Origin of the sequence: Bowmanella yangjiangensis (assembly GCF_018531185.1) — a bacterium.
Classification (GTDB): Bacteria; Pseudomonadota; Gammaproteobacteria; order Enterobacterales; family Alteromonadaceae; genus Bowmanella; species Bowmanella yangjiangensis.
The window spans coordinates 679,440-697,445 of the sequence record NZ_JAHDJU010000002.1; the positions used below are offsets into that span (position 1 = coordinate 679,440).

General features: G+C 51.2%; 14 protein-coding genes. 7 read left to right on the plus strand and 7 right to left on the minus strand.

Annotated elements, in window-relative coordinates; translation table 11 throughout:
* Positions 1 to 54 precede the first annotated feature (54 nt).
* The 3 genes from katG to KJY73_RS12650 form a co-directional block, all read right to left on the minus strand.
* On the minus strand, positions 55 to 2,280 hold the full coding sequence (gene katG / locus KJY73_RS12640; RefSeq protein ID WP_214344089.1) for a catalase/peroxidase HPI: 2,226 nt from the start codon (positions 2,278 to 2,280) through the stop codon (positions 55 to 57).
* Between the two features lie 211 nt (positions 2,281 to 2,491).
* Positions 2,492 to 3,133, minus strand: coding sequence for a peptidylprolyl isomerase (locus KJY73_RS12645; protein WP_332874200.1), 642 nt, complete (start codon positions 3,131 to 3,133; stop codon positions 2,492 to 2,494).
* 41 nt (positions 3,134 to 3,174) lie between these two features.
* Positions 3,175 to 3,624: a MarR family winged helix-turn-helix transcriptional regulator gene (locus KJY73_RS12650; RefSeq protein WP_214344090.1), complete on the minus strand. Its 450-nt coding sequence runs from the start codon at positions 3,622 to 3,624 to the stop codon at positions 3,175 to 3,177.
* Between the two features lie 125 nt (positions 3,625 to 3,749).
* On the opposite strand from KJY73_RS12650, the gene hppD reads away from it, so the two are divergent.
* From hppD to KJY73_RS12675, 5 genes are all read left to right on the plus strand, one after another.
* A complete protein-coding gene (gene hppD, locus KJY73_RS12655; RefSeq protein ID WP_214344091.1) occupies positions 3,750 to 4,826 on the plus strand; it encodes a 4-hydroxyphenylpyruvate dioxygenase in 1,077 nt (358 codons plus the stop codon).
* 18 nt (positions 4,827 to 4,844) lie between these two features.
* Complete coding sequence (locus KJY73_RS12660) at positions 4,845 to 5,393, plus strand: VOC family protein (protein ID WP_214344092.1); 549 nt, start codon at positions 4,845 to 4,847, stop codon at positions 5,391 to 5,393.
* Positions 5,390 to 6,397 (plus strand): fumarylacetoacetate hydrolase family protein, encoded by a 1,008-nt coding sequence (locus KJY73_RS12665; protein WP_214344093.1) that lies wholly within the window; start codon positions 5,390 to 5,392, stop codon positions 6,395 to 6,397. Before KJY73_RS12660 ends, KJY73_RS12665 begins: the two co-directional genes overlap by 4 nt.
* Positions 6,398 to 6,670: 273 nt before the next feature.
* Positions 6,671 to 7,300, plus strand: a complete 630-nt coding sequence (locus tag KJY73_RS12670; RefSeq protein WP_214344094.1) for a TrmH family RNA methyltransferase — start codon at positions 6,671 to 6,673, stop codon at positions 7,298 to 7,300.
* 35 nt (positions 7,301 to 7,335) lie between these two features.
* A complete protein-coding gene (locus tag KJY73_RS12675; protein WP_214344095.1) occupies positions 7,336 to 7,803 on the plus strand; it encodes a hypothetical protein in 468 nt (155 codons plus the stop codon).
* A gap of 93 nt (positions 7,804 to 7,896) precedes the next feature.
* Here KJY73_RS12675 and KJY73_RS12680 read toward each other — a convergent pair whose 3' ends face one another.
* Together KJY73_RS12680 and KJY73_RS12685 are read right to left on the minus strand one after the other, a co-directional pair.
* Complete coding sequence (locus KJY73_RS12680) at positions 7,897 to 11,046, minus strand: efflux RND transporter permease subunit (protein WP_214344096.1); 3,150 nt, start codon at positions 11,044 to 11,046, stop codon at positions 7,897 to 7,899.
* Between the two features lie 9 nt (positions 11,047 to 11,055).
* A complete protein-coding gene (locus tag KJY73_RS12685; RefSeq protein WP_214344097.1) occupies positions 11,056 to 12,243 on the minus strand; it encodes an efflux RND transporter periplasmic adaptor subunit in 1,188 nt (395 codons plus the stop codon).
* Positions 12,244 to 12,407: 164 nt separating this feature from the next.
* Between KJY73_RS12685 and KJY73_RS12690 the strand changes: the two genes are divergently transcribed.
* Entirely contained in the window at positions 12,408 to 12,662 is a 255-nt protein-coding gene (locus KJY73_RS12690; RefSeq protein WP_206595707.1) for a VF530 family protein, read from the plus strand.
* 3 nt (positions 12,663 to 12,665) lie between these two features.
* Here KJY73_RS12690 and KJY73_RS12695 read toward each other — a convergent pair whose 3' ends face one another.
* On the minus strand, positions 12,666 to 14,699 hold the full coding sequence (locus tag KJY73_RS12695; protein ID WP_214344098.1) for a TonB-dependent receptor: 2,034 nt from the start codon (positions 14,697 to 14,699) through the stop codon (positions 12,666 to 12,668).
* A 501-nt stretch (positions 14,700 to 15,200) separates the two neighbouring features.
* Here KJY73_RS12695 and KJY73_RS12700 point away from each other — a divergent pair.
* Complete coding sequence (locus tag KJY73_RS12700; RefSeq protein WP_214344099.1) at positions 15,201 to 17,111, plus strand: methyl-accepting chemotaxis protein; 1,911 nt, start codon at positions 15,201 to 15,203, stop codon at positions 17,109 to 17,111.
* Positions 17,112 to 17,141: 30 nt separating this feature from the next.
* Here the strand turns inward: KJY73_RS12700 and KJY73_RS12705 are convergent, their stop codons facing one another.
* Positions 17,142 to 17,957, minus strand: a complete 816-nt coding sequence (locus KJY73_RS12705) for a polysaccharide deacetylase family protein (RefSeq protein ID WP_214344100.1) — start codon at positions 17,955 to 17,957, stop codon at positions 17,142 to 17,144.
* Between the last annotated feature and the right edge of the window lie 49 nt (positions 17,958 to 18,006).

The window sequence follows — 18,006 nt, forward strand, 5'->3', positions numbered from 1 at the left end:
CACAGCGGCGATAAAAAGGCGGCGCACAGGCCGCCTTGAGGTTAAAGGCTCAAATTAGAGGCTATCAAAGCGGTCCAGTGTCATGACTTTTGCCCAGGCAGCGACAAAATCCTGCACAAACTGCTGTTTGGCATCGTCGCTGGCGTAGACTTCGGCCACCGCTCTTAGCTCGGAGTGGGAGCCGAAAATCAGGTCAACCGGGGTGGCGGTCCAACGGGCCTTGCCGGTTTTACGATCCGAACCTTGGTACACACCCGCCATTTTGTCTGACTTGGCCCACTGCGTGGACATATCCAACAGGTTGACAAAAAAGTCGTTAGTCAAAACCCCGGGCTTATCAGTAAATACGCCGTGCTTACTCTTACCGCTATTGGCCCCCAGCACCCGCATGCCACCTACTAGCACGGTCATTTCCGGTACGCTCAGATTCAGCATGCTGGCCTTGTCTACTAAGCTTTCGGTTGGTGGCAGACGATTGTCCGCGCTGTAGTAGTTTCTAAACGCATCGGCCTTGGGTTCCAGTACGGCAAAAGAGGCCGCGTCGGTCTGGGCTTGGCTGGCATCTACCCGGCCGGGTTTGAAGGGCACGCTAATTTCAACGCCGCCTTGCTTGGCAGCCTGTTCGATGGCGGCGGCTCCGCCCAGTACGATCAAGTCGGCCATGGACACTTGTTTGCCGCCTTTATGCTTGCGATTGAAGTCCTTTTGCACGCCTTCGAGCTTTTTCAGTACCTTGGCCAGTTCTTTGGGGTCGTTTACCGCCCAGTCTTTTTGCGGTGCCAACTGTAAGCGACCGCCGTTGGCTCCACCGCGCAGGTCGGTACCGCGGAATGACGAGGCAGCCGCCCAGGCGGTTTTGACCAGATCGGCAACACTGAGCTTGGTTTTCAGAATATCTGTCTTGAGTTTGGCGACATCACTGTCGTCAATCATTCCATAGTCAGCGCTGGGTAGTGGGTCTTGCCAGATTAGCATTTCTGCTGGCACTTCATTGCCCAGATAGCGGGCCTTTGGCCCCATATCCCTGTGGGTGAGCTTGAACCAGGCCTTGGCAAAGGCTAGCTGATATTCGGCCGGGTTTTTATGAAAACGCTCGGCAATTTTGCGATAGGCCGGGTCAAATTTCAGGGCAAGATCCGTGGTAAACATAATCGGTGCGTGGCGTTTGGATTTGTCATGGGCGTCCGGTACTAGCCCCTGACCCTGACCATCTTTAGGGATCCACTGGATGGCACCGGCCGGGCTCTTGCTTTTTACCCATTCAAAGGCAAACAGGTTATCCAGATACTGGCTGGTCCAGGCGATGGGGTTGGCCGACCAGGCGCCTTCCAGACCGCTGGTGATGGTGTCTTCGGCATTGCCTTTACCGCATTTGTTTTTCCAGCCGAAGCCTTGCTCTTCTAAGCCCGCACCGGCGGGTTCTGCGTCAAGGCACTCTTCTGGTTTATGCGCTCCGTGGGCTTTACCAAAGGTGTGGCCGCCGGCAATCAGGGCCACGGTTTCTTCGTCATTCATGGCCATGCGACCGAAGGTTTCGCGGATGTCTTTGGCTGCCAGCAGCGGGTCCGGATTACCGTTGGGGCCTTCAGGATTGACATAAATCAGGCCCATTTGCACCGCTGCCAGGGGCTTTTCTAACTGACGGTCGCCTTGGTAGCGCTTGTCATCCAGCCACTTTTGCTCCGGTCCCCAGTAAACGATATCGGCTTCCCAGTCGTCTTCACGGCCACCGGCAAAGCCAAAGGTTTTAAAGCCCATAGACTCCAAAGCCACGTTGCCGGTCAGCACCATCAAGTCGGCCCAGGAAATACTGCGGCCATATTTTTGTTTGATGGGCCACAGCAGGCGTCTGGCTTTGTCCAGACTGACATTGTCCGGCCAGGAATTTAACGGCTCAAAGCGTTGCTGGCCGCCACCGGCCCCGCCGCGACCATCGGCCACTCGGTAGGTGCCAGCACTGTGCCAGGCCATGCGGATAAAAAACGGCCCGTAGTGACCATAATCCGCTGGCCACCAATCCTGGGATTGGGTCATCAGGGCCTGAATGTCGGCTTTTACCGCCTGCAGGTTCAGTTTGTTGAAAGCCTCGACATAGTTGAAGTTATCGCCCAGCGGATTGGATTCACCGGCGTGTTGCCTGAGCGGTGCCAGATCGAGTTTTTCCGGCCACCAGAATTGATTGGACTTGGCCATGCCATCAGCCGCTACCTGGGCCGATGAGATAGTGAGTGAAACAGCTAAGGCTACCGCGGATACCAGAGGGAGGGATTGCTTCAGCATAGGGTGTTCCTTTTGTTATCAGGATGTTAATTCCCGCTTAACTATAGATAGGAATACGCGACTAACCATATCTAGTGGATGAGTAAAATTGATTGTGGCAATAGGCTGGCTGAATTAGTGCTGGAGAACACGCTAGGGTGTGGACGTTAGGTGGCTAAGGACTGCGAAGGGGAGTCCGGATAAGCGCTGCGGCATATCCGGACCTTCTGACTTATTGCGCCTGAGAAGAGAGCAGAGTCGCCCGGGTAACGGCAACGGGTTCGGCCAGGATCTGCCCGTCTACATAATCATCCTGGCCTGTGCTAACGCCTTGTAGAGCATTGATTTTACGCACCACCTCCATACCGCTCACCACCCGCCCAAAGGCGGCAAAGCCTTGACCATCTGGGTTTCGTTTGGCGCCAAAATCCAGGGCCGGCTGGTCACCCACGCAGATAAAAAAATCACTGCCACCGCCGGTGCCAGGCTGTGCCCGGGCAATGGATAAGGTGCCATCCAGATGCTTCAGACCAGTTTGCTCGGTGGTTTCATGGGCAATCGGGGCTCTGCGCTGCGCGCCGTCTTTTAACCCGGCCTGGATCACCGAGATAACCGGTGTGCCGTGGTCATTATCAGGCCTGACCACGCGATGAAAGCCAAGCTGATTGTCGAATAACCCTTGTTGTACGTAGGCCAGAAAATCCCCCGCCGACAGGGGCGCTTTATCCAGATAAAGCTCCACCTGAATATTGCCCATCGGGGTTTCCAGCAGCACGTGCGGATTGGCTGGTTGTGCATTGGCTGATAGGGCACTGGCGATTAACAACGTGAGCCAGGTAAAGCGGGTTAGAAGCAAAGACCAGAATTTGTTCACGGGGCATCCTTATACTGTTTCGGGCTTATGTAATTAGGGACTTACTTTAGGATCACGTTGTCCAGATGATTGAACAGCTTATCCATGTTTTCAATTTCATCATGGCTGAGTTCGGCAATCAGACGTCTTTCATACTCAAGGGCGATAGGCACCACTTCCTCGTACAGCGTTTGACCGGATTCAGACAGGGATAAGGAGAAGCGGCGGTTGTCACTGCTGTCCTGATTTTTTTCCAGTCGCTGTTTTTCCAGCAGTTTTTTTACGGCGCGGGAAACGGCCACTTTGTCCATGGCGGTACGCTGAACTATTTCGGCGGCAGACAGTGCTGTGCCTTCGCCAAGTACAGCCAGAATGCGCCATTCAGGAATGCTCAGGTCAAAGCGCTGGCTGTACTGGGCAGCCAATGCCTGAGAGATTTTGTTCGACAAAGTAGTCAGCCGATACGGCAGGAAGCGCTGCAACAGCAGTGGAGAGTTTGGTTTACAGGGCAAGTTCGGGCTCCGCCATTGTCAGTGGTTTCATTTGAAACTAATATGCTTTCAACTGAAACAATACTATTGGGTAACAACCTAAGAGGTTGCCCAAAAAGCAGCAAAGTGTAAATAAGGGGATTGAGATGGCGGATTTGTTTGAAAACCCAATGGGCCTGGACGGCTTTGAATTTGTCGAGTTCACCGCGCCAGAAAAAGGTGTGCTGGAACCGGTATTCGAAGCCATGGGCTTCACTAAGGTGGCAAGACACAAATCCAAAGACGTGGAACTGTGGCGCCAGGGTGATATTAACTTTATCACTAACTACGAGCCTAAGAGCCACGCCCACTACTATGCCATCGAGCATGGCCCGTCTGCCTGCGGTATGGCGTTTCGCGTCAAAGATGCGCAAATGGCCTATGCCGCCGCACTGAAAAAAGGTGCGCAGCCGGTTGAAATCCAAACCGGAGCCATGGAACTGCGTTTGCCTGCCATCAAAGGCATAGGCGGTGCCACCTTATATCTGATTGACCGTTATCAGGAAGGCCAGACCATTTACGATATCGACTTTAACTGGATTGAGGGTGTGGACCGTCATCCTGAAGGTTGTGGCTTCCATACGCTGGATCACCTCACTCACAACGTGTATCGCGGCCGTATGCAGTACTGGGCAGATTACTATACCAATCTGTTCAACTTCCGTGAGATTCGCTACTTCGACATTAAGGGTGAATACACCGGTTTGTTGTCTAAGGCCATGACCGCACCTGACGGCAAAATCCGCATTCCTCTGAATGAAGAAGCCAGTGCTGGTGGCCAGATCGAAGAATTCCTGATGAAGTACAACGGTGAAGGCATTCAGCACATTGCTTTTGCTTGTGATGATTTGCTGGCTTGTTGGGATAAGCTCAAAAAGCAAGGCGTGAAGTTTATGACGGCGCCGCCTGCTACTTATTATCAAATGTTGGAAGAGCGTCTGCCTGGGCACGGTGAGCCGGTAGATCAACTGCAAGCTCGTGGTATTTTGCTGGATGGCACCACCGAAGGCGGTCAGCCGCGCTTGTTGCTGCAAATCTTCTCAGAAACCGTGCTTGGTCCGGTCTTCTTCGAGTTTATTCAGCGTAAGGAAGACGAAGGATTCGGCGAAGGCAACTTTAAGGCGCTGTTCGAGTCTATTGAGCGCGACCAGGTTGCCCGTGGTGTGGTTGGTCAGGGTAAATAACCGGCATAAGGATTGATCATGAACATTCAACGTATTCATCATGTGGCATACCGCTGCAAAGACGCCAAGCAAACCGTGGAGTTTTACCGCGATCTGCTGGATATGGAATTTTTGCTGGCCATCGCCGAAAACGAAGTACCTTCGACTAAAGCGCCGGACCCATACATGCATGTGTTTTTGGATGCCGGGCAGGGCAATGTACTGGCGTTTTTTGAACTGCCTAACTCGCCGGACATGGACCGCGACCAGAATACCCCGGCCTGGGTGCAGCATATTGCCTTTGAAGTGGCATCCATGGATGAACTGCTGGCCGCTAAGGAGCGTCTGGAGAATGCCGGTTTGAAGGTGCTTGGTCCCACCGAGCATACCATCTTCAAGTCCATTTACTTCTTTGACCCCAACGGTCACCGCATTGAGCTGGCGGCCAATACCGCTAAGCCCGGTATGCTGGAAGAGCTAAAGCGTGTGGCCCCGGCCATGCTGGAGGAATGGGCACAAACTAAAAAGGCCCCCAAGCATGCGGCCTGGCTGCACGGCGAAGGTGAATTTCCCGGAGATAACGCATGAAGCTGGCCAGTCTGAACGCCGGTCGTGACGGAAAATTAGTATTGGTCAGTCGTGATCTGACCCGTATGGTGTCGGTCAGTGATATTGCCCCTACCTTGCAATTTGCCCTGGATAATTGGCGCGATCTGCATGGGGCCTTACAAGCACGCTATGAGGCCCTGGAAAGCGGCAGCATCAGTGCCGAACCTTTTAATCAGGCCGACTGCGCCTCGCCCCTGCCGCGCGCTTATCACTGGGCTGACGGCAGCGCTTATGTGAACCATGTAGAGCTGGTACGTAAGGCCCGTAACGCAGAGATGCCCGAGACCTTCTGGACCGACCCGCTGATGTACCAGGGCGGTTCGGATACCTTCCTGGCCCCGCGCGCACCGGTAGTGATGCCGCAAAGCGAAGGCTTTGGTATCGACTTTGAAGCTGAAATCGCGGTGATTGTTGATGATGTGCCCATGGGCGTATCGCCTGAGCAGGCGCTGTCTTATATTCGCCTGGTAATGCTGGTCAACGATGTGTCACTGCGTGGCCTGATCCCGGCCGAGCTGGCCAAAGGTTTTGGTTTTTATCAGTCCAAACCTTCCAGTGCCTTCAGCCCGGTTTGCGTAACGTTGGATGAACTGGGCGAAGCCTGGCAGGCCGGTAAACTGCATCTGCCGCTGCTGTCGCATCTAAACGGCGAGCTGTTTGGTAAGCCCAATGCCGGTGTGGATATGACCTTCCACTTCGGTCAGTTGATTGCTCATGCAGCCAAAACCCGCCCACTGGTGGCTGGCACTATCATCGGCTCAGGCACGGTATCCAATAAGCTTAACGATGGCCCAGGCAAACCAGTCAAGGAAGGTGGTGTAGGCTATAGCTGTATTGCCGAAATCCGTATGATTGAAACTATTCAGCAAGGCAAGCCCAGTACGCCCTTTATGGACTTTGGTGACAGTATTCAGATTGAAATGCTGGATAACAACGGCCAGTCTATTTTTGGTCGTATTGAGCAGGTTGTGCAAAAAGCCTGATTGCCACGGTTATCTTAAGAAAAGCGCCAATTATTGGCGCTTTTTTATTTTTAGGTATTACTGATGCGAGGCACTGCGGCGAGGATTATGATGACAGAGCAGCATATTTTCTGCCTAAGCAGTTTGGTTATTTAATCATAAATAATCCGTTGCTCTTCTGTTTGATTGGCTAAATGTCGGGTAGCGCCTTTTACTTGTTGAGGATAAAAAGTACGAGCAAGCTTCTTGTTAAATGATGGCGTTTATTCATCGAAATCTATGGCGGGACGAACAATGGCAGAGAACCTAGTGGAAAATAACAAAAGCCTGGCTAGGCAGCGAGCAGATGAAATCAAGCCCTACCGTTGTAAGAACCTCATAGCCGTTCTGGAAAATCCTATGGATATTAAAAATATAGGTACGGTGATTAGAAACGTAAACGCCTTAGGTGTTGAGAAAACCTATATCGTAGACAGTCGGAAGTCCCTTCCAGATTACTGGGATGAAATGAGAGAACGAAAGTCACTAAGCAAAACATCGGTTTCAGCTATAAAGTGGAGCTTCGTAAAGCGGTTTGATAGCACGCAAGCCTGTTTATCACACTTGGAAAAGAACAGATTTACGTCTGTAGTTACCTCCCCTCATGTTAAAGGTAAAAGAAACGAGGTTCTTCATAAGGCTGACTATACAATGCCAAGACTTGCGGTTTGGTTTGGCAACGAGTCAAGAGGTATTAGTGATGAGGCGGTGGCTGCTAGCGAATTTTGTGTATCAATTCCAATGTTTGGAATGATCGAGAGTTTAAATCTAGGTACGACAACCGGAATAGTTCTCTACGAGATTACAAAGCAAAGGCGTGAGTATCAGGAAAAGTATAAGCGGGCTAACCGCGGAACTGGCAAGTTACGTAACCTCAAGCAGTAAAGTCAGTTAGTTTTCAGGAGTTATGTGAAGTAACCATGTGGGAAGTTGTATTTAACGTTGCTGATATCAGATTGCTTTTGAGCAGTTTGGCTTTTTCGATTCCCTGGCTTGTACTTGTTGTCTTCTTGGCCCGTATAGCCTCGAAGATAAATAAGGTTGCTGCCTTAATCGGTAAGGTTTTTGTTGCTATTGGTGTTGGCGTTAACCTGCTGAGTATTTATTTTTTTATCTCCGATAAGCACGAATTAGAAAGTAAGGCGTTTCATGAAGTAGTTGGTAAGCCAGGAAGCATCAACCTGGATCCCAGAAACGCCAGCTTTACGGTTGGAGAGCTAAGCTTCAAAGGCGGCAATTATAAGCAATGGATAGTGCCAGATAATCAAGTGATCGCCAAAGTTGGCAGTAGTAGCCAGGTAAGAGTGCGTTATGTGCCTAAAGCAGAACATGGTGTCTGGCCACCAGGCAATAAAATACTGCAGATTGATGTATGCTGTGCGCCTTAGGCTGCGCCAGTTAAAGCCTTGATTGCTGCTACGCTGGGCGACAAGCGTCAATAAAAAAGAGCCCGGGCGGGCTCTTTTTAAATTCTAACTTAATCAGTAATGTGACCCTTCCAGGTCATTGCCTTGCTGAGGCGCTGGCTTACGAGACAGCTTTTGTCGCACGTACCTGAAAGGTTTGCGCATATCTTCCAGAATCATGTACAAACAGGGTACTAACAACAGCGTCACTAAGGTGGCGTACATCACCGCGAAGCCCAGTGCTACTGCCATCGGAATAACAAACCTGGCCTGCAGACTGGTCTCAAACATAATTGGCAGTACACCGGCGAAGGTCGTGATGGAAGTGAGGGTAATGGCCCGGAATCTGGCGCAGCCGGCTTCCAGTACCGCATCTTTGATGCGAATGCCTTCGGCACGGCGCTGGTTGACATAGTCTGTCATGACCAGACTGTCGTTGATCACTACCCCTGCCGCCGCAATCAGGCCGAAGGTGGACATCATGCTCAGATCCAGTCCGAACAGGAAGTGTCCCCAGATAGCGCCGGTCAGGCTGAATGGGATAACCGACATGATAATAATCGGCTGTCCGTAACTTTTCAGCGGTACGGCCAACAGGATGTAGACGATGATCATGCCAGCAATAAAGAACATAACCTGTTCATTTTGCTGGGCCTGTTGCTCGGCTATGCCGCCGCCCAGTTCAGTTTTCACTGACGGGAAGGTGGCTTGCATATCGGGCAGTAAGGTCTCTTCAATAGTTTTGACCACCGCATTGGGCTCGACTTTCTCTTCGTCAATATTGCCCCAGACATAGACGCTGCGATAACCCCCTTCACGGCGGATATAACTGATACCCGGCTGTTCAACCAGCGCAACCACATCACCCAGCATGACTTCCTTGCCGGACGGCGTTTGAATGATGGCGTATTTAAGTTCGGCAAATTGCTCGCGGGACAACTTGGGATAACGCACCATAACCCGCACTTCTTCGGTGCCGCGAATAACCCGCTGAGCCTCGCTACCATAGAAGCTGTCGCCAATCTGATTGGCTATGCTGGTCAGGTTCAGGCCCAGGTCGTAGGCCACGGGCAGTAGTTGTATTTGTACTTCTTTGCTGGCCGGGTCTATGGTGGAACTGACGTCAAACAGGCCTTCCTGCTCCTGCAACTTGCTGATGAAATAGCGGCCAGCCTCGTTGAGGGTTTTGATATCTGAACCAAACAACAGGTAACCGAACTCGCCGTCATCTCGTCCGCCATTTACGTCGTCCTGAATGGTAAAGGACTTCATACCGGGAATTTCAGGGATCTTCTCACGCCAGCGGCGTGCCAGCTCAAAGGCCGTGAAATGACGATCCGCTTCATCTACCAGTGGCACGACAATACGTGCCTCGGTGCGGCCTTGGTTGAAGGCCAGCAGGTCTTTAACCATGCCGGAACCATACTCAGCGGTGATTTCTTTCTCCACCTGCCAGATGGCGGCTTCGACAATCTTCAGCGCGTCAATAGTGGCTTCATCCGAAACGGTCTCGTTCATTTCAATCTTAATCGCTGGGAAGTCATGCGGTACTTTGGGGGTAGGAACCATACGCACATGATTGGCTGATATAAGCGCAAAACTGATCATCAGCACGGCAATAAAGGAGAAGAAGGTCAGCCAGCGCCATTCCACACAGCGGGCAACAAAGTTCTTATAAGTACCGTTAACAAAACCAAAGAAGCGTGTGTTGAAGCGGTCACGCCAGCTACCCTTTTTAATAGGTTTAAAATTGATATGGGCAATATGCGCCGGCAGGATCAGCTTCGACTCGATCAAGCTGAAACTTAGGCACAAGATCACCATAGTGGCGATGATGACAAAGAAGGTACCTTCCGGCCCTTTACTGAACACAAAGGGCGCAAATACTGCAATAGTGGTCAATACCCCGAAGGTTGCAGGAGTAGCAACCCGTTTAGCGCCGCGGATAACATTTTCGACCCCCGGCCCCTTACTTTCTATTTCGGTGTAGGCGCTTTCCCCTATGACTATAGCGTCGTCCACCACTATCCCCAGTACCATGATAAAGGCGAATAGCGACAGGATATTAATGGTGATGCCAAATACCGGCATCATCATCATGGCACCCAGGAAACAGACCGGCAGACCCACCATTACCCAGAACGCTAAACGGAAGCGCAGGAAGATAGTCAGCATTATTGCCACCAGAATTGCCCCTTGCCAGAGGTTATTCAGCATCATGTCCAGGCGGGCATTCAGGTAGTAGGTCATATCCACCAGTACCTTCATTTCTACGCCATGGGGAAGGGTTTGGTTACGGTGTTCGATAAAGTCTTTCACTGACTTGGCAACCGGCACCATATTCTGGTCTTTGGTGGCTTTCACCGACATAAAGATGGCATTTTCACCCGAGTACTTGAAGTAGTATTCGCCCTCGGCCAGTTCATCCTGAATAAAGGCCACATCCTGCAGCAGTACTTTGTTACCACTTGCGCCTATTTTGACCGGGATATTGCGAAACTCTTCGCCGTTGTAGTATTGGTTTTCCACCCGTACGGCGATGATGCCGGTTTCAGTGCGAATTTGACCGGCAGAAATATTCGCTGAATAGCGGCGGATTGCGGCAGCTACATCATCCAAGGTCAGGTTGTAGCGGCGCAGCATCTCGGGTTTAATTTCAACGGCAATTTCGTCATCCGGGGCATCCAGATTTACCAGCGATACATTGCCCAGTTGCAGCATTTCCCGTTCCATCTGAATGGCTATGCTTTTGAGGTCTTTGAGCGGCAGCTCTCCCACCACGGCCATCTCAATCACATCCTGACGGAATTCCTGCTGCGATACCGTCACAGGTTCCATACCGGCTGGGAAGGTGGCGATACTGTCTACGCGTAATTTGACCTTATCCAACACATCTGTAATGTCTTCCTTAGTGTGGATTTCCAGGGTAATTCGGCCGTTGTTCCTGAATGCGCGTGAAACCAGGCGCTTAATCTCGGTCACATCCTTGAGGGATTCCTCAATTTTAATCAATATGCCTTCTTCAATTTCCTGAGGTGAGGCGCCGCGGTAAGTGGCGTTGATATTGATGTAATTGATCTCGATGTTGGGAAACATCTGGCGCTGAATAGTGAAATAGCTGACCAAACCCATAATGATGATAAACCACATCATCAGGTTGGCAGCCACCGTGTTGCGGGCAAAAAACGCGATCAAGCCCTGTTCTTGAGGTGCTGTACTGGACATGATGCTTCCTTAATCGTTCGCCTGCGCAACCAGACCGCTTTCTTTGTCGGTAGCTTTGGTTTGTTTGGGCTGCTCACCGGCGATTTTCACTTTCATGCCGTTTTGTGGATATTCAGGCAGGGTCATAACCACCCGTTCGCCGGCATTCAGACCATTTTCCACCAGGAAAAACTGTGCCTCTTCTCGCAAGACTTTCACGGTGCGGGATTCCAATTCGTTGTCTTTGTTTACCACCCAGACTTTGCGGTTGGTAACCAGTTCCTGAGGCAGGCGGAAAATATCCTGCAGGGTTGAACCTTTGAGACTAACTTCCACATAAGTGCCGAATTTGAAGGCCGGCGCGTCTGTGTTCAGGCTATATGGGTCATTAATCCTTGCCACCACCTGACTCATGCGAGTGTCCTGATCAACAATACCAAGGTCGCGTTCAACTGTGCCGGTACGGGTCACTGTAATAGCGCCACGGCTGCTAATTTGCGCTGTGCTGCCTTGTAAATCGGCAGGTAGGAACAAGGCATCAAAACCCGCAATGGGCAGATTGATTTCAGCGGTTTCAATGTTGTAGAGCAAGCCAACTTCGTTGCCCTGATGTACATATTGCCCTGTCCCCAGGTTGCGAGACACAACCAGCGCATCATAAGGGGCGCGGACGTCGGTATAAGACAGGTTGCGCTGGGCGATTTTTAATTGCGCCTCGGCAGATTTAACCGCGGCCTCGGCACTCAGCACCTGGGGCTTGCGTAAGTATAAATCGGTGACACGGGCGGCCGGCATGGTTTTGGCTTCGCGTTTGGCGACTTCCGCTTTGGCACGTTCTTCGATTAACTGGGCATTAGCCTGGCTCAGGTTGGCTTCAGCCTGTAACAGGGCGGCCTGATATTGTTGCTTGTCGATGCTAAACAACAAGGTGCCACGTTTTACCACGCCACCAGGCACAAAGTCTTCATGCCAGCCAACCACTTCTCCAGACACCAGTGCCGATAACTGAGTTTTTTCCAAAGGTCTCACTTCACCAAAGCTGTTAATCGCCACCTGATAGTCTTCGGTACGCAGCACTTCAACCTTAACGGTGGGGCGCGAATCAATCTCTACCTTGTCTTCCTTGTCTTTGGCGGTGGCTTTGATGGCTGCCATACCCACAAATCCGATACCCAGCGCGAGTACCGGAAGTGCGATCTTTATCCAAACTTTGTTCATTGGCTGTGCGTCTGCTTTGGTGTCTTAAAGTGCCTATGATAACCAAGCTTTGCAACAAAGGCGTAAGGCAATTGTAAATTTCTGTTAGTAGAAATGCTTTTTTTAATACCCACGTACGCTCTGTTAGAATAAGGCAAGGTCCTTTTTATCCCGTAGAACTGCACATGGCGGATATACAAGCAAACAATCCCTTACATGGTGTTACCCTTGAACAAATGTTAATCCGCCTTGAAAAAGAGTTAGGTTGGGAGCAAATGGGCAAGGCGGTAGAGATACGCTGTTTCACCCATGATCCCTCGGTAAAATCGAGTCTTAAATTCTTGCGGCGTACCCCATGGGCCAGGGAAAAGGTTGAGCGGCTTTACCTCAATGCTTTCCATGTGTGGGGCCGTGCAGCGGCCCGCACATCAGAGGATTAGTCTTCAGAAGTGATAGGTAGCGCCTACCCGCAGGGTGCGGGGTTCTATGGGGTGGTAGTGCACATCTTCAATGCCCTCTTGTGCTTCACCCGGCAAGCGTGACTCATACAAGTAGTCAATATCGTGGTCGTTACTGTCCAACAGATTCAGGGCTTCGAGTCTGAACTGCCAGGATGGCAGACGGTAACTTACCGACAGATTAACTACCGTCAGCGGTGAAGATCGCTGTTCGCCATGACTGTCCAACAATCGTTTACCGAAGTGGCGAACCCGCAGGCTGCTTTGCCACTGTTCGCTGAGCTGCCAGTTCAGGCCTGCGCTGGCTACCATAGGCAAAGAGCCGTCGATACGATTACCTTCGCCATCCTCCTCGCCTCGGAAGCGAGAGTGCGTTAAGGCCAGTTCCAGATCCGCGCTTAAGGTCTCAGCTAACCAGTAATAGGCGGCGAGTTCCAGCCCGTAGCGACGCGAGCCGCGGCTGGCTTCGGTATTCCCGGCATCGCCGACAAACAGCAGTTCTGAGTCCAAATTCAAACTCCAAAGTGCCATTGACAGGTTGAGGCGACGACTGTCGAAGTAGCGCAGCCCCACTTCCATACCTTCGCCACGCACCAGTAAATCCACTGGACTGGCGGCTTCCCCTGTTACCGGATCAACAGAAATGGTGGCACCGCGAGCATCATTGGAATGAAATGACTGACCGGCGTTGGCATAGGCTTCCAGACTGGGTGTCAGGCTATAAGTGAGGCTGGCGTTAAAGCTGACTAAATCATCGTTGGCATTGCCGCTGTTATCAGCCAAATCACTGTCTACCGAGACATCAAAATAGTCGTAGCGTACACCGCTGCTTAAGGTCAGGCGACTGCTTAACAGCAGCTCAGACTGCCAGTACAACGAGCTGGATGTTTCTTGCACGGCATCCACCCTGACCGGGCTTATCACTTGCCTGGCGCGGGTGTTATACAAGGCGACTTCTCCAATATCATCATGGCGAAGCTGAGCACCAAATTCATGCGCCCATTCTTTGCCAAACAAATTGCTATAAGTGTGGCGATTGATTTCTCCGCCCCAGATGCGGCGCTGATCAACTTGCTTGAATTGGTCACCCTGCACTGGGTCGTTAAGGAAGTAGGTAAAGTTGGAATACAAGTCCAGATTTGATTCGATGACATAGGCGCTGAGGCTCCATTCGCCGACCAACCAGTTAACCGACAGGCTGTAGCGGTCTGACTCGCCCCCTAACGTGGTATCCAACGAGCCTAATTCGTCAATCAGACCTTGCTCGACAGCGCGCTGCGGGATTTGGTCGGCTGAATTCCATTGATTGTCATATGCCATGAAAGTCAGGCTGAGTTGGCCATTTTCAGTAGGACGATGGTAACTAACTAGGCCGTTGAACTTCTTAATGTCTTCTTCAACATCCGTCCAGGGGCCATCATAGCTGGTGGCTTCCACCCCTAAGTTGAGAACGGCATTGTCTATCTTCAGACTTTTCGCTGCCAAGGTACGCCAGTAATTATCCTGGCCCATTTGCAGGGATAGCATGCTGGGTAATTGCGGCGTCATAAAGAAACTGGCAGAACCGGCGGTAGCAAAGTCGCCCTGGGTTGCGTGGTAGGCCCCCTTGCGATACTGAATATTGCCGACGAATTCCGGCACGATAAAGTTCAGGTCGGTATAGGCCTGGCCGTGGCCATGGGTGCGCATGTTAACCGGCATACCATCCACACGGGTTTGAAAGTCCGTACCATGGTCAAGGTTAAAACCTCGCAGGAAGTACTGATTGGCTTTACCTGAACCACTATGCTGAGTGACCACCATACCTGGCACCAACTCCAGCATTTCACCTGTTCTGAGTAGCGGGCGCTGAGCAATTTCACCCTGACCAATGATGCCTTCAGAAGCGGATATCGCCTGACCTACCAGACGGGTCTGATGGCCATGCACGGCTATGTGTTCATAATCCAGGCCATGGGCTAAAACGCTGAGGCTGAAGAGATAGGTGAAAGGTAGGAGGAGAGACTTGTGATCCGGCATCTGAGATTCCCTGGCTGGTAGACGGCGGCGATTCTGACACAAGCTGATGAACGGGTCTGCGCTAATGAGGCAGACAGCGGGGCTTAGCCGATTAGTGTCGAGTAATGGTCAGATGAAAATCCCTTGTGGTATTTACATTCTCGCTTAGGCTTTCCGTCCTTTTACTAACAATCGTGTAACACACTGTTTTTGTTGGAAAATTGTAACCTCGGTTAATGGTATTAACAAATGGCATAAGGTTATTCGTTTAGGTTATGGGTGTTGCTGTTTTTGCTATGTTGAAGCGTGAAAATTGTGCGCTCTGGTGAATCTTTGTACGTTACACTGCGCGCCTCTCGGACATGGCCATGGACAGCTGCTCAAGGTTCTGAAAAGTAAAATTTCGGAAGTAGGGCTGTGCCGTGCAAGTGCCGGGGCAACTTGCGATAGGCTGTCGGGCAGATGGAGACTTCTGCGTCTGGGATAGCGTGATAATAGATCTATTGCAAGGCGAAGTAGTAAATGACAATAAGACAAAAGCTGTACACTGCACTGTTTTCCCTGACCTTTGTGATGCTGTTACTGGGCATCATTTCCTATCTGATGTTGGGCCGACTGGAAGGGCAAATTCAGATCCTGACTGGCCTGTCCAACGCCAATACCCAACTTTATCAAGCCAGGCTGTCGCAAGCCGATTATATGATTACAGAATTGCCTAAATACCATGACGGTGTTTTGGGGTATCTGGATCAGGCTAATGCCAGTCTTGAACCTGTGCTGGGCAATATGCAGGCACCGGAACGCCTTCGTCAGGCAGAATCTATTCGCAGCAATATTGCTGACTACAGAAGTGCCTTCAAAGACTTTACCCAAGCACAGTCTGACAATATCAGAAGTCGAGAGTCATTCGACGGTGCTGCGCGTGCTGTATCCACAGATATTGATGCAGTACTCTCTGCCATTGAGAGCTATTTTTCTTCCCATCAGACAGATTTCGCCGAGTTCAATCGTTACCGCACCGCTAAGCATTTTAAAGATACCTTTAATCTGGTCAGGGTGGAGATTTGGAAATACAACAGCAAACCCACCACACAGCAAGCAGATAAAGTACTGAACGACATTGATGGCCTTAGCAAACAGGTTACCCAGATGCAGAGCATTATGCTGTCAGAGCAGACACAAATTCACTTGCGTAAGCTGGATAGCAGCCTGGCCCAATACCGCAGTCTGTTTATTGCAATGCGAGATGCCAGCATTGGCGTGGAAAGTGCCTTTGCGCACATGCTAAGCGAAGGTGAGGATGCATCTTCCATGGCCACTAAACTCATTGGTGAGGAATTGGTGGTTGAATCTGATGTGCGAGCACAAGTGAAAGCTGTGACCTTTGGCGCGGTGGCGCTGGCCATGTTGTTAAGTGCCGTGCTGGGTGTGTGGTTGGTGCGCAGTATTATGAATCCGCTTAATCAATCTATTGCGTTTGCAAAGGAAATTGCCGAGGGTAATCTGACCAGCAACATCAATGTCATTAACAATGATGAATTTGGCGAACTGAATACGGCCATGAATCAGTCGGCAGCCTCACTACGCGACATCGTAGGCCAGATTCAGCAGGTGACCGGTGTATTGAATGACTCTAGTAATTCTGTGATGGCGGCAGTCGAACAGTCCAACCGTTCAGTGCAAACCCAGCAAATGGAAACCGATATGCTGGCTACGGCACTAAATGAAATGGCCGCCGCCACCTTACAGATTGCGCAGAATGCATCACAGGCACATCGGGAAAGTGTCAATGCCGAAGAGCAGGCAAAAAATGGTGAGCAGGTGGTGCGTTTGACCATCAGCGCCATGCAAGAGCTGGCTATGGATATGCAATCAGCCACCCAAGTGGTGAATAAGCTGGACGGTGATGCGGCGAATATTTCCAGTATTCTGGGCGTGATCCGTGGCATTGCCGACCAAACTAACCTGTTAGCGCTCAATGCTGCCATTGAAGCGGCTCGAGCCGGAGAGCAGGGTCGGGGCTTCTCTGTAGTGGCCGATGAAGTGCGCACGCTGGCGCAGAAAACCCAGGATTCTATTGCTGAAATTACCACTATCATTGAGGTTATTCAGCAAGGTGCAGCCAATGTGGTTAACGTTATTGGCCAGTCAACGGACAAGACGAATAATGTTGTCAACCTGACCAATGAGTCCAGTGATGCCTATGGCAGCATTGTGGCCGCCATTAACAGTATCTCTGAGATGAACACTCAGGTGTCGGTGGGGGCTGAGGAGCAAAGCTCAGTGGTTGAGGAAGTAAACGGCAATATTATGCAGATCAAGAATATGTCTGATCAGAATGCCGAGGGCTTAAACGAGATCCAACAGCAGATCCGTGAACAGGTTGAGCGCAGCGGTCAGATGGACAAGCTGGTGGGCTTTTTCAGAGTCTGAGGATAAAAAGGGGAGCAATTCGCTCCCCTGTTACTTTTTACCGGTGAGGCCTGCGTCTGATTGTTGATGCTGAATATACTGGGCTATGTCACGAAAGGTGCTTACCCAAAAGCGCTTAGGGTGTTTGGCCAGATAGGCTAAAAAGGCATCGTGAACATCAGCGTTAACACGCATATGGTCGCCCCCAACACCGTGAAAACTGATACTGGCCAAGGTACCGCGTTTGGCCGCTTCTTCCACATAGGCAATTAACGCATCCAGACTTGGCTGGTCAGGAAACCAGGTGGGGGTGTGTGACAGGTCCAATTCATCCATACTGACCAGCGGCGCACCGGGCAGGCGGATGGCAACAAATTTAGGTTCAATGGCGCTGACGTAATCGCCGTCTTTAGTCTGCCGATCTCCACAAGGTGGAGTGTAAGTGCGTATCGTCTGGCCATCAATGGCATACAAAAAACTGCTGGCCTGGCTTACTTCGCGCAGCATGCGGGTCATGCTCCAGTTATCTAACTGGTTCTCTGCCTCCACCCACTCACGTCCGGGCAAGTTTGCCCGGCAAGGGTGATTGATACTGTGATTGGCCAGTTCATGTCCGCTTGATGCGGCAGCACGCCAGGCATCCATGCGTTCGACCAACACCGGTGAAGACAAGGTCAGATAAAAAGTGCCACTCAGGCCGTGTTTATTCAGTTGCGGGATGGCGATATCCAACTGGCTGGCCAGGGCATCGTCATAGCCGAGACTCACAGCCGCCTGCTGGCCATCCGGCCAGGTGAACTCCTTGGCTATACCTGACTGACTCAACACACTCAGGGTGATGCCGGTTGCGATTATCCATTTGCTCATTTACAAGTTCCCTTCACTATGTTGTGCCGCAGCTTAGAGGCTTTTACCT